Source organism: uncultured Gordonia sp. (genome assembly GCF_937858515.1).
Classification (GTDB): Bacteria; Actinomycetota; Actinomycetes; order Mycobacteriales; family Mycobacteriaceae; genus Gordonia.
In genome coordinates this window covers 1-13,544 of the sequence record NZ_CALLZT010000013.1, presented here as the reverse complement: position 1 = coordinate 13,544, position 13,544 = coordinate 1, and the positions used below count along the sequence as shown (strand labels likewise).

Below are 13,544 nucleotides of genomic sequence, written 5' to 3'. Positions count from 1 at the left end.
CTTTTCTGGCAGAGGCTTCTGGGCATCGACCGCCGGCAACGTGACCTTGAGCTTCTTGCGCAGGCTCTCATCGGCAATCAGGCGCAGAGCGGCGAGCCGGCGGTTGCCTTCCAGGACGATATTGCCGGGGCGCGCCGACTGGCTCCTTAGGCGTGGCTTCCTCCGCAAACCACTCCCGCCGCAAAGCCGCCCTGGTCGATCTGGTGGTCACCAATCACGCGATGCTCGCGATCGACGCGATGAGTCCGGCGACAATCCTGCCCGAACACGACGTGGTGGTCGTGGACGAGGCACATGAGTTGGTCGATCGCATCACCTCGGTGTCGACCGACGAGTTGTCGGCGGCGTCGATCGCGCTGATCGCCCGGCGCTGCGGCAAGCTCATCGACGAGGAGACCACCGATGCCCTCCTGGGCGCGGGTGAGCAGTTCGGTGAGTTTCTCAACGACGTCCGCACGGGTGAGTGGACGACGATGCCGAGCGGCGGTGACGCCGTGTTCGCCTCGCTGCGAGACCGGTTGTGGCAGGCGCACACCGCGATCGGGCCGGTACGCGGAGCAGGCCAGGACGCCGACAGCGCCGCGGCCCGGTCTGCGGCGCTGACGTCACTGGAGAACACGCACGACGCCGTAGTCCGGTTGCTCGGCGCGTTCGACGAACAGGACATGTCCAAGCGCCGGGATGTGGTGTGGGTAAGCGCCGAACCGATCAACCGGGCCGGCGAGACCCGCCGAGTGCTGTGCATGGCGCCGCTGAGCGTCGGAGGCCTGCTGCGCAGCAGCCTGTTCGCCGGCGCGACGGTGATCCTCACCTCGGCCACCCTCACAATCGGCGGAAACTTCGACGCACTCGCGGTCAACTGGGGTCTGCCCGCGCACGGCGGCGGCACGTCGGGCGCGGCGGTCGACGTCACCGCCACCGGCAAGACCGCACCCTCGGACACCTCGTCGGTGCGGTGGAACGGCCTGGACGCCGGGTCGCCGTTCGACTACCCCCGCTCGGCGATCCTGTACGTCGCCAAACATCTGCCCAGGCCCGGCCGCGACGCCCTGTCCGAGCCGGTGCGCACCGAGATCGCCGAGCTGATCGACGCCGCGGGCGGGCGCACCCTCGGGCTGTTCTCGTCGATGCGGGCGGCGAAGGAGGCCACCGAGTTCATGCGGGAGCGCTCGGACCGCACGATTCTGTGCCAGGGTGACGACTCCACGTCGACGCTGGTGAAGCGGTTCGCCGAGGACCCGGAAACCTGCCTGTTCGGGACATTGTCGCTCTGGCAGGGCGTCGACGTGCCCGGTCCGTCGCTGAGTCTGGTACTCATCGACCGGATCCCGTTCCCACGTCCCGACGATCCGCTCATGACCGCCCGTCAGCGCGCAGTCAGCGCACGCGGCGGCAACGGGTTCCTCGCGGTCGCGGCCAATCATGCGGCGTTGCTGCTGGCCCAGGGTGCCGGCCGGTTGTTGCGGTCCACCGCCGATCGCGGCGTGGTGGCGGTCCTCGACTCGCGGCTGGCCACAGCCGGATACGGCGGCTACCTGGTGGCGTCGTTGCCGCCGTTCTGGAAGACCACCGATCCGGCAGTCACGCGGGCGGCGTTGCGCCGATTGAAGAAGCCGGGCTGAGAGCCCAGGCCGGTGCCCGATCCCTGCCCTGTCCGGGTCCGCACAGTGGGAGACTGTGGTCATCGCGCTGAGACCTGGATCGTTTTCGCCTACGGTTAGGGCGTGTGCGCAAGCAGCCGAGAGGAGGCCGCGTGATCGGCCGGATGGGCATCGACGACATCTCCCCGATAGTTTCCGCTGGACTATACCCAGCGAAAGCCGTTGTAGGCGAGCTAATTCCGGTGAGTACGGCGGCCTGGCGGGAGGGTCACGACGCCATCGGCGTCACGCTGCACATCGACGGCCCCGGCCGCAACAGGCGCCGCGACATCGCGATGCGCCCGTCGATCGAACCCGACGTCTTCAACGGCGCCTTCGTGCCCGACGCGCCCGGGTTCTGGTCCTTCCGCATCGACGCGTGGAGCGATCCGTATACGACGTGGCGTTCGGCGGTCATCAAGAAGGTCGACGCCGGGCAGGGTGCGGCCGATCTGGCCAACGATCTGGAGATCGGTGTCGCGGTGCTGACCCGCGCACTCGATCTGGTACCGGAGGATTCACGGGCGACGCTGACCGAGGCCATCAGCGCGCTGCGGTCACCGCGTCGCCGGATCGAGAACCGCGTGGGCCCCGGCATCAGCACCGAGATGGCCGAGTTGTTGACGCGGTACCCGGTGCGGGAACTAATCACCAAGTCCCGCACCTACCGGGTGTGGGTGGACCGCCGCCGCGCCCTGTACGGCTCGTGGTACGAGTTCTTTCCGCGGTCGACGGGCGGCTGGGACACCGACGGCAACCCGGTGCACGGTACTTTTCTGACCGCCGTAAACGACCTGCCACGCATCGCCGGAATGGGTTTCGACGTGGTGTACCTGCCGCCCATCCACCCCATCGGTGAGGTCAATCGCAAGGGACCCAACAACACCCTGATCGCCGGACCCGACGACGTCGGCTCCCCGTGGGCCATCGGTTCTGCCGACGGCGGCCACGATGCGATCCACCCGAAACTCGGCACTGCCGAGGACTTCGCGTACTTCGTCAGTCGCGCACGCGAACTCGACCTGGAGGTAGCGCTGGATCTGGCGCTGCAATGCGCACCCGACCACCCGTGGTCGTCGGAGCATCCGGAATGGTTCACCACACTGCCCGACGGCACCATCGCCTACGCGGAGAATCCGCCCAAGAAGTATCAGGACATCTATCCGCTCAATTTCGACAACGACAAGACCGGCATCTACAAAGCCGTGCTCGACGTCGTCCTGCACTGGATCGAGTTGGGCGTCAAGATCTTCCGCGTCGACAATCCGCACACCAAGCCGCCGAACTTCTGGGAATGGCTGATCGTCGAGGTGAAGAAGCGTCATCCCGAGGTGCTGTTCCTGGCCGAGGCGTTCACCCGGCCGGCTCGGCTCTACGGTCTGGCCCGACTCGGATTCACCCAGTCGTACACGTATTTCACGTGGAAGACGCAGAAGTGGGAATTGGAGCAGTTCGGCCGCGAACTCGCCGACCACGCCGACGAGGCCCGCCCCAATCTGTTCGTCAATACGCCCGACATCCTGCACGAAAGCCTCCAGCACGGCGGTCCCGGAATGTTCGCGCTGCGCGCCGCGCTCGCCGCCACGCTGGCCCCCACCTGGGGCGTGTACAGCGGCTACGAACTGTACGAGCACATGGCGGTCAAGGCGGGCAGCGAGGAGTACCTGAATTCGGAGAAGTACGAACTGCGCCCGCGTGACTACAAGGCCGCCACGTCGAACGGTATGTCGCTGGAACCGTGGATCACCTCGCTCAATATGATCCGGCGGCGCCATCCGGCGCTGCAGCAGTTGCGCAACATCAGCTTTCACCATCTCGACAATCCGTCGCTCATCGCCTACTCGAAGGTCGACCCGGTGACCGGCGACCGAGTGGTGGTGGTGGTCAATCTCAACCCATTCGGCACCGAGTCGTCGACGCTGTGGCTGGATATGCCTGCCCTCGGCTTCGACTGGCAGGACCGGTTTTCCGGCCGGGACGAGGTCAGTGGAGAGGAATTCCATTGGGGTCAAGCCAATTTCGTCCAGCTCGAACCATGGAAGGCCGTCGCGCACATCGTGTCCCTGCCCCCGCTGAACCCGGCCGCCGCCGAACAACTCTCCTACCGGGTGCGCTGACATGACGAACATCCCCGACGCCCGGGCACCGCGGCACGATCTGAATCGGCTCGGCAGCCTCACCCATCCCGATCCGCACGCGTTCCTCGGCGCACACGAGACCGCCGACGGGTACACCATTCTGCGTACGCTGCGACCCAACGCGGTGTCGGTGTCGGCGGTGATCGGCGGCGTCGACCATCCGATGACAGCCGACGGCGACCTGTTCGCGGTGGCGGTACCGATCACGGGTCTGGTCGACTACCGCTACCGGATCGTCTACCCTGGCGCCACCGGCGGCACAGATGAGTTCGTCGTGGCCGACGGTTATCGGTTCCTGCCCAGCATCGGCGAGGTGGACGTGCACCTGTTCGCCGAGGGCAGGCACGAAACCCTTTGGGAGGCACTGGGTGCGAGGGTCGTCTCGTACACCACCGCCGACGGCGAGGTCACCGGCACCGCGTTCTCGGTGTGGGCACCCAACGCAAAAGGGGTGGCGGTCGTAGGTGATTTCGACGATTGGGGTGGACGCGCCCACCCGATGCGGATGATCGGTTCCAGCGGTGTCTGGGAGGTGTTCGTCCCCGATGTCCGCGGCGGTGCGCGGTACAAGTTCCGGGTGCACGGCGCCGACGGTGTCGTCCGCGACAAGGCCGATCCGATGGCCCGCCAGACCAACCCGCCGCCCGCCACGTCGTCGATCGTGAACGAGTCGGAATACGTGTGGGGCGACGACGACTGGCTGGCCCGACGCGCCGCCGCGGAGCCGGTCGAGCAGCCGATGAGCATCTACGAGGTACACCTGGGTTCGTGGCGACTGGGCCTGAACTATCGGGATCTCGCCGATCAACTAGGCACATACGTCGTGGAGAAGGGTTTCACGCACGTCGAGTTCCTGCCGGTGGCCGAGCATCCGTTCGGCGGATCGTGGGGCTACCAGGTCACCTCCTACTACGCACCGACCTCGCGTTTCGGCAGTCCCGACGACCTGCGCTATCTGATCGATCACCTGCATTCACTGGGGATCGCGGTGATCGTCGACTGGGTTCCGGCGCACTTCCCGAAGGACGACTGGGCGCTGGCCCGCTTCGACGGTACCGCCCTCTACGAGCACGCCGACCCGCTGCGCGGTGAGCAACTTGATTGGGGCACTTATGTTTTCGACTTCGGTCGGCACGAGGTGCGTAACTTCCTGGTCGCCAATGCCCTGTTCTGGTTCAGCGAGTTCCACATCGACGGTCTGCGTGTGGACGCGGTCGCCTCGATGCTGTATCTCGACTATTCGCGCCCGTCGGGCCAGTGGCGGCCCAACATCCACGGCGGCCGGGAGAACCTCGAGGCGGTACAGTTCCTGCAGGAAACCAATGCGACTGTGCACAAACACTTTCCAGGCGTGGTGACCATCGCCGAGGAATCCACGTCCTGGCCGGGCGTCACCAGGATGACCGACACAGGAGGGCTCGGATTCACCCTCAAATGGAACATGGGATGGATGCACGACACCCTCGGTTATCTTTCCCGGGATCAGGTGCATCGCAGCTTCCATCACCAGGACCTGACATTCTCGCTGATGTACGCGTGGAGTGAGAACTTCGTGCTCCCGATCTCGCACGACGAGGTGGTGCACGGCAAGGGCACCCTGTGGACGCGAATGCCCGGCGACGCGTTCATCAAAGCGTGTGGGGTGCGAATCTTCCTGGCGTACATGTGGTCTCATCCCGGTAAGCAACTTCTGTTCATGGGCCAGGAGTTCGGGCAGTCGCGCGAGTGGGCCGACAACCGCAGCCTGGACTGGGACCAGATGCAGGGTTGGGAAGGCGAATTGCATTCGGGCATCTCGGCTCTCGTCGGTGATCTGAACCGCATCTACCGGTCCAGTCCGGCCCTGTACAGCCGGGACACCGGATCCGACGGTTTCACCTGGATCGACGCCGACGACGCCGCCGGCAATGTGATCACCTACCTGCGGTTCGGATCCGACGGATCGGCGATGGCGTGTCTGTTCAATTTCTCGGGTAGCGATCGCGGCGACTACCGTGTCGGGCTGCCCCGGGGCGGAACGTGGACCGAGGCCCTCAACACCGATTCGTCAGCATACAGCGGACGCGGCATCGGCAATATGGGCAGCGTAGTGGCCGACGGCCCGGCGTGGAACGGGCAACCTGTATCGGCGGCGGTGACGATCCCGGCCAATTCGGCCATCTGGCTGACACCGGAGCAGTAGCGAAAGGACAGGTAGGTAGCGATGAGCACCGTACAGCGCCAATTCCCCAAGCCCGCAGAGCTTCTCGAACTCATGCAGTTCAAGAAGCCCGAACTCAATGCCCGCAGACGCAGACTGGGCAAAGCGCTGACCATCGACGACCTACGCACGATCGCCAAGCGCCGCACGCCCAAGGCCGCCTTCGACTACACCGACGGCGCCGCCGAGGGCGAACTGTCGCTGCACCGGGCACGGCAGGCGTTCAAGGACATCGAATTCCACCCCGGCATCCTCTCGCCCGCGCCGAGCGTCGACACCTCGTGCGAGATCCTCGGCGCACCCAGCGCACTGCCCTTCGGGATCGCACCGACCGGGTTCACCCGGCTGATGCAGACCGAGGGTGAGGTGGCGGGGGCCTCCGCGGCCGGTGCCGCCGGCATCCCGTTCACTCTGTCCACGCTCGGCACCACCTCGATCGAGGATGTGCGTTCGGCAAACCCCGGTGGTCGCAACTGGTTTCAGCTGTATGTGATGCGCGAACGGGAGATCTCCTATGATCTGGCCCGACGTGCCGCCGGCGCGGGTTTCGACACGTTGATGTTCACCGTCGACACCCCGATCGCGGGGGCACGGCTGCGCGACAAGCGCAACGGCTTCTCCATCCCGCCGCAGCTGACACTCGGAACCGTCGTCAACGCCATCCCCCGGCCGTGGTGGTGGATCGATTTCCTCACCACGCCCACCCTCGAGTTCGCCTCCCTCAGTTCCACCGGTGGAACCGTCGGCGAACTGCTCAACGCGGCAATGGATCCCACCATCAGCTTCGCCGACCTCGACGTCATCCGTGAGCTGTGGCCGGGCAGGATCCTCGTCAAAGGCGTGCAGACCGTCCAGGATTCGGTTCGGCTGCGCGATGTGGGAGTCGACGGCATCGTGTTGTCCAATCACGGTGGGCGCCAACTCGACCGCGCGCCCATCCCCTTCCACCTGCTCCCGAAAGTACGGGCCGCCGTCGGCGACGGGTTCACGGTGATGGTCGACACCGGCATCATGAACGGCGCCGACATCGTTGCCTCCGTCGCACTCGGCGCCGATTTCACCCTCATCGGCCGCGCCTACCTGTACGGACTGATGGCCGGTGGCCGGGCCGGCGTCGACAAGACCATCGAGATCCTGCGCACCGAGATCGAACGCACCATGGCGCTGCTCGGAGTGTCCTCGCTCGCCGAACTGGGCCCGCACCACGTCACCCAGCTCACCCGGCTCGTCCCGCTCGGCGATTCGTCCGCCCGGGCGAGCGCCGACGACTGATCCGCACCGTATCCTTGGCCGGTGAAGTTCGCGATCCTCGGCCACCTGGAGGTGACCCGCGACGGTGTCTCCGTCGACCTGGGCACCCCGAAAACCCGATCGCTGCTGGCTGCCCTGGTGCTGGCCCGTCCGCACGCGGTGTCGGTGGATTCGCTGATCGGGCAACTCTGGGGCGAGCATCCGCCGGCCTCGGTGATGACGACGTTGCAGGCCTATGTGTCGGGGCTGCGACGGACCCTGGAGCCTGATCGTAAACCACGTCAGCCCGCCTCCGTGCTGCTGACCCGAGTTCCCGGCTACGTGCTGGATCTGGTCCCGGGCACCGTCGACGCCGACGTTTTCGAATCGGTCGTCACCGACGCCGACGCGCGCCGCGACACGCTCTCGGGCATGACCGCCGAGGGCCTGGAGCAGGTCGACGCGGACCTGGCCGACGCGTTGTCGCTGTGGCGCGGTGAGGCGTACGCCGACCTCGGCGATGCCGCGGTGGCCGAACGGTCCCGCCTGGAAGAACTGCGCGTCCTCGGTGAGGAACTGCGACTGGAGGTGTCGACGGTGCTGGGCAGACACACCGCGGTCGCCGCAGCCGCCGAAGCACTGATCGCCCAGTACCCACTGCGCGAAAGCCTTTGGCGGATCAGGGCTCTCGCGCTCGCGCGATGCGGGCGGCAAGCCGATGCGCTCGGTGTGATCGAAGACCTGCGTAAGGTTCTCGACGAGGAGCTGGGACTGCTACCCGGTCCGGCGATCCGGGAACTGCAATCGGCCATCCTGCAACAGGATTCGTCCATCGACTGGGAACGCCCGGTATCGGCGGTTCCGGATGCACCGACCCCGGCGGCCACCGAGCCCGACCCCGCACCGGCCCCACCGGCTGCCGATACCGTGCCCGTACTCCCGTGGCCCACCGCCGGCCGGGCGGACGAGCTGGCCGAACTGTCGGCGGCGTGGCAGCGATCTGTGTCGGGATCGACGGAGTTCGTGGTGATCAGCGGCGAGGCCGGCATCGGCAAGACCCGGCTGGTCGCCGAAACAGTCGCGACGGCCGCACGTGACGGCGCCCTCGTCGGCTGGGCCCGCTGCTCGCAGGACGACGGTGCGCCGCCGCTGTGGCCGTGGGCGCAGATCCTGACCAGGTGGGGCCGCGAACTGCCGACCATCACCGCCGGCGCCAACACTGACGAGGGCGCCGCCTTCCGGTTGCGCGAGCGGATCGTCTCGGAGGTGCTGGCAGAGTCGTCGCACAGGCCGGTGCTCATCGCGATCGACGATCTGCACTGGGCCGACCCGTCGACGCTGAGGGTGCTGCAGCTACTCGGCGAGATCTCCGGGGAATCCCAGCTCATGGTGCTGCTGACCTGGCGCAGCGTTGACGGCGCCGTGCCGCTTGCCGAGTTGTCCGAATCGCTGGGCAGGCGCCACGCCACCCGTATCCCGCTCGGCGGACTCGACTCCGATGCGGTGGCCGAGGTGATGCACTCGGTCGCCGGGACCGCGACATCGGACTCCCAGGCCGTCCAGCTCACCGGCCGCACCGACGGAAATCCCTTTTTCGTCGTCGAATATGCCCGTCTCGCACAGCATTCGGGCAGCGTGTCGCAGTTGCTGGCCGAACCGCGCCCGCCGACGGCGGTCGGTGAGGTGATCGGCCGGCGCATCGACAGGCTCGGCACCGACACCGCCCGCATCCTGCAGACCGCGGCGGTACTGGGGCGCGAGTTCACCCTGCCAGTCCTGTGCGGCGTCCGGGCGCAGGACCCCGACACCGCACTGGACCTGCTCGACACGGCCGTCGCCGCGGGGCTGATCCGTGAGGAAGGGATCGGGGAGTTCGTCTTCGCGCACGCTCTGGTCCGCGACCACATCTATTCGGTGTCGGCACCGACCCGGCGTGCCTCGGTCCATGCCCGCGCCGCGCAGACCCTCGCCGATCTCGGTGGCCGGGGTTCGGAGATCGCCCACCATTGGCTGTCGGCCGGTCCGGCGCACCGGGCGCGGGCCTGGCGGGCCGCACGCGACGCCGCTCATCAGGCTGCCGAAGTGTTCGCGGATGACGAGAGCGTCGGCCTGTACACCGCGGCACTGAAGGCACTGCCGGGTGACCCGACCGCCGATGCCTCCGACGAGTTCGAGCTGTTGCTGGACCTGGCCGAATGCCATCGCAGACGCGGAGATTGGACCGCGCTCGAAGAACCCTTGCGGGCGGCGATCAGCCTGGCCCACCGGACGGGGAATGGGATATGGCTCGCCCGGGCCGGGGTTCTGCCCTCGCGTGGTTCGGCCTGGTTCTCGGTCGGTGTCGGCGACCAGAACGACGACGTGGTCGAGGCGCTGCGCGAGGCGCTCACGATGCTTTCCGCCGAGACTTCGCGGGAAGCCTCCGCGCTGCGCGCCGAGGTGATGCTGGCTCTGGCCAACGAGATCTATTACACCTCCCCGTTCGCCGAACGCCGAGAACTCGTCGCGTCCGCCACCTCGATTGCCATCGAACTCGGCGACGACCGCCTGGAGCTGGACGCGATGCTGGCCGGGCAGCAGGCATTGTGGTCTGCGAACAACGCCGAGCAGCGGCTCACGATGCTCGAACGCGCTAAAGAGCTGGCGCTGCGGGTGGGTGATGTCGACAGCCGGATCCTCGCGACGTCGCTGTGCGCGAATGCGCACGCGCAGCTCGGCCATCCCGAACGGATGTGGCCGCTGCTGGACATCGCCCTCGCCGACGCCCGGCGCCGGCGCCGACCATTCCTGGTGATGGTGGTGTTGTCGACGGCCGTGACCTGGCACGCGATGTCGGGTGATTTCACCCGGGCCCGTGCTCTCGCCGACGAGTACTTTCAGCTTGAGCATCGGGTGCGGCTGGCCCAGTCTCCGGTCGCGAGTATGGGTATCCGGCTGGGAATCGCCCTGTGGGACGGTTCGCTGTCGGCGGTCGCCCCGCACTTCTCCGGGCCCGTCATCGATCAGATGCCCGTCGGATGTTTCCGGGCCGCACTGTATATCCGTATCGGCGATCGTGACGCGGCCCGAGACTCGATCGTGGTCGATCCCGGCCTCTCCTCGCATGACTGGTACTCGTTGGCCGAGTGGGCGGCGGCCGGTGAAGTCGCCGCCCACCTGGAGCGGCCCGACCTAGGCCGCCAGGCCTACGACCTGCTCGCCCCGATGACCGGGTGGTCGGTGAACGCTGGCGCGGGCACCGCGATCGGCCCCGCCGACGCCTTCCTGGCACTGGCCGCATTCTCAATGGGAGACACCGAACTCGCGTCCCGGCACGCCGACGACGCCGAACACCTGATGGACCAATGGCGAATCCCGCCCGTCCGGCAATGGTTCGCCGGCGAGCGGGATCGCTTCGGTTTCTGACGGTTACACCTTCAGCAGTTCCGGAGCCTTGCCCGCATCCTCCTCGTGCGCTTCGAGATCGATCGTCGGCAGAATCCTGTCGAGCCACCCCGGCAGCCACCAGTTGTAGCGGCCCAGCAGCGACATCGTCGCCGGCACCAGCACCATCCGGACGACGGTCGCGTCGAGGAAGACCGCCACTGCCATCCCGAGGCCGGCCATCTTCAGCATGATGTCGGTTTCGGTGGAGAAGCTCAGGAACACCGCCACCATCACCGCCGCGGCCACCGTGATGACCCGGCCGGTCTTGGCCAGCCCGCTGATCACGCTGCCGCGCGGATCTCCGGTGGCGAGCCAGTCCTCACGGATCCGCGACAGCAGGAACACCTCGTAGTCCATCGACAACCCGAACAGGATCGCGAAGATCAGGATCGGCACCCAACTCGACACCGCCACAGGCTGATCCACGCCCAGCAGCGACGATCCCCAGCCCCACTGGAACACCGCGGTGATGACGCCGTACGCGGCGGCCACCGACAGCAGGTTCATAATGGCGGCCTTGACCGGGATGATCACCGACCGGAACACGACGGTCAGCAGGACCAGCGACGCGGCGACGACAAACCCGATGACCACCCACAACCGGACGGCGAGCATATCGGAGATGTCGTCGTAGTAGGCGGTTTCACCGGTCAGCACCGTGCCGTCGGGAAGTTGGTCACGGATCGCGGCGAGCACGTCACTTGTCTTGGTGTCCGACGGCCCGTAGGCGACGGTCACGTGCGCGACCCCGATCGCCTTGTCGGGGGACGGCATCAGCGGACTGACCGCGACCACACCCGGCTGACGCGAAATCCGGTCGAGTGCCAGGTCGACGGCTCCCGGATCGGCCTTGTCGGGCCCGGTCGATTCGGCGACGATCAGCACTTCGGCGTTGGCGCCCGGACCGAACTCGTCGGCCAGCAGATCATACGCACGCCGTGTGGTGAGTTCGCTCGACTGCGCACTCGCATCCGACGGCCAGGTCCGCATGGCCATCGCCGGCGCGGCGAGGGTGAGCATCACGATCACCGCGAGCATCGCGGCCGCCAGGGGCCGTCGACCGACCGCCGCAGCCCACCGTCCGATGAACGACTCTTCAGCGGCGACGGGTGCCGCGGCGGCCTTGCGTTCCTTGCGCGGCGTCAGCCGAGCACCGGCGAGTGCGCACAGCGCGGGCACAACGACGAGCGTCGCCGCCAGCATCGCGACCACCGCGATCGCGGTGGCGAACCCGAACGACGAGTACGTCGGCAGCCCAGCCAGCCGCAATCCCATCAGCGACACGAGCACGGTCGTCGCCGCGATCACCGCCGAACGCCCCGCGGTCGCAACCGATCTGGCAGCCGACTCGACGACGTCGTGTCCGTCGCGCAGATACTCGACGTGACGGTTGACCACCAGCAACGCGTAGTCGATACCCACACCGAGCCCGACCATGCTGGCCACCATCGGCGCCGACGGACTGACTTTCATCGCCGCGGCCAGCAGGGTGACGCCGGCGGAGGTCGCGACGAGACCGACGATCGCCGTAACGATCGGCAGGCCGGCGGCCACCACCGACCCGAACGCCAGCACCATGATCAGCAGCGCCAGCACGATACCGATGATCTCGGCATATCCCTCGACGGGAGCAGCCGCAGTCTCGGGCACCGCCCCGTTCATCTCCACCGTCAGCCCCGCCGCACGAGCATCGGCCACAGCCTCATTGAGCGGATCAGCATTCCCCATCAGATCCTTGTGAGTGATGGGAACGTCGTACCCGACGGTGATCACCGCGGTGTCCCGATCATCACTGAACCGGGCGTCCGACACCGTCACCACATGCGGCATCGCCTCGAGTTTGGTTCGCAGCCCGGCCGTTTCGGCCTCGGTCAACGCCCCATCACCCGAATGCACAACCACCCGCGCAAACGCATCCCCCACCCCGGGCTGATGCTCCCGGAGCAGCTCGACGCCCCGCTGCGACGGCACCCCGGTGACATCCCAGTCCTCCTGGGTATCACCACCAAACGCCATCGACACGCCCAACAGCACGACGAGCACACCAACACATCCGAGCAGCGCCCGAACAGGATGCCGGGCACTGACATGCCCCAACCGATACAACAGTGAACTATTCATGCCGACACCCTCCCCCACCCCACTTGGCGCCCACTTGTACTCGGCTTGGAGACGTCGTGTCTGGCGAGCAAGCCGCTATCAAGCGGTAATGTTCACGCCGCTACTTCCACTTACAGCTGTATGGTTTGACAGTGACAAGACCGACCTTGTTGGTGTCGAGTTGGGCGCACATGTTTCGGGCCGCGGCGTAGTCAAGCTTTGACGCCTGGTCCTGCAGGTACCACCAGCCGGCACCAGTAAACGCTGCACACGCGAGCCCAGGAACTGCTGCCGCCAACGCCATAGCGCCACAAATCGGAGCAACTGCCGCCGCACCGCCTCCTGCTGAGAGATCAGTCACCCGCCGGAACTTCGGCTGAAGCTTCTTTACTTCGGATTGCGAATACCAGGTTGACGTTCCCCACCAGTACTTCGTGCTTACGCTGGCGTCTGCGACGGGCGTGACTCCGGCGCCGATCAAACCCACCGCGGCAGCAGCCACTGCGATTGCACCGGTCTTTTGTACCAATTTCATTGCGTGGGAATCCTTACTGTACCGATAGGACCGATCGTCTCGAAACAACTAACCAATCACCGGCAATAGATTGTGCTTGACTCAGATCAGATGAGAGAATTCTCTCGTAGCAATGCATGATCTGCTACGAAGCTTACCGTAGCAATGCTGCACACTGAAAGTAAAGCATCCTACAGCAGAATCGTCGGAACTGACGACAACAGATTATCTGATATGAGGTTCTGACCTAGATCCGCGAGTAGCGGTGGCGTATCGGATCTGACTGCGAATTTGCG

Annotated in this window: 6 protein-coding genes and 1 pseudogene; 5 read left to right on the top strand and 2 right to left on the bottom strand. The window is 66.4% G+C overall.

What is annotated here, in order from left to right:
- Positions 1-173: 173 nt before the first annotated feature.
- From Q0627_RS01165 to Q0627_RS01145, 5 genes and pseudogenes are all read left to right on the top strand, one after another.
- Positions 174-1,622, top strand: a pseudogene (locus Q0627_RS01165) (ATP-dependent DNA helicase); the annotation flags it as partial.
- 131 nt (positions 1,623-1,753) lie between these two features.
- Positions 1,754-3,757: a maltotransferase domain-containing protein gene (locus Q0627_RS01160; RefSeq protein ID WP_291015507.1), complete on the top strand. Its 2,004-nt coding sequence runs from the start codon at positions 1,754-1,756 to the stop codon at positions 3,755-3,757.
- A 1-nt stretch (position 3,758) separates the two neighbouring features.
- Positions 3,759-5,960: a 1,4-alpha-glucan branching protein GlgB gene (gene glgB / locus Q0627_RS01155; RefSeq protein ID WP_291015505.1), complete on the top strand. Its 2,202-nt coding sequence runs from the start codon at positions 3,759-3,761 to the stop codon at positions 5,958-5,960.
- 21 nt (positions 5,961-5,981) lie between these two features.
- Complete coding sequence (locus Q0627_RS01150; RefSeq protein WP_291015504.1) at positions 5,982-7,250, top strand: alpha-hydroxy acid oxidase; 1,269 nt, start codon at positions 5,982-5,984, stop codon at positions 7,248-7,250.
- A gap of 21 nt (positions 7,251-7,271) precedes the next feature.
- Complete coding sequence (locus Q0627_RS01145; RefSeq protein WP_291015502.1) at positions 7,272-10,613, top strand: BTAD domain-containing putative transcriptional regulator; 3,342 nt, start codon at positions 7,272-7,274, stop codon at positions 10,611-10,613.
- Positions 10,614-10,616: 3 nt separating this feature from the next.
- Here Q0627_RS01145 and Q0627_RS01140 read toward each other — a convergent pair whose 3' ends face one another.
- Together Q0627_RS01140 and Q0627_RS01135 are read right to left on the bottom strand one after the other, a co-directional pair.
- A complete protein-coding gene (locus Q0627_RS01140; RefSeq protein ID WP_291015501.1) occupies positions 10,617-12,755 on the bottom strand; it encodes an MMPL family transporter in 2,139 nt (712 codons plus the stop codon).
- 100 nt (positions 12,756-12,855) lie between these two features.
- Entirely contained in the window at positions 12,856-13,269 is a 414-nt protein-coding gene (locus Q0627_RS01135; protein ID WP_291015499.1) for a hypothetical protein, read from the bottom strand.
- Positions 13,270-13,544 lie beyond the last annotated feature (275 nt).

Bases quoted from the DNA above. Each gene is read 5' to 3' on its own strand.
- Q0627_RS01150 (WP_291015504.1), top strand. From the start codon at position 5,982: ATGAGCACCGTACAGCGCCAATTCCCCAAGCCCGCAGAGCTTCTCGAA.
- Q0627_RS01135 (WP_291015499.1), bottom strand. From the start codon at position 13,269: ATGAAATTGGTACAAAAGACCGGTGCAATCGCAGTGGCTGCTGCCGCG.
- Q0627_RS01140 (WP_291015501.1), bottom strand. From the start codon at position 12,755: ATGAATAGTTCACTGTTGTATCGGTTGGGGCATGTCAGTGCCCGGCAT.
- glgB (WP_291015505.1), top strand. From the start codon at position 3,759: ATGACGAACATCCCCGACGCCCGGGCACCGCGGCACGATCTGAATCGG.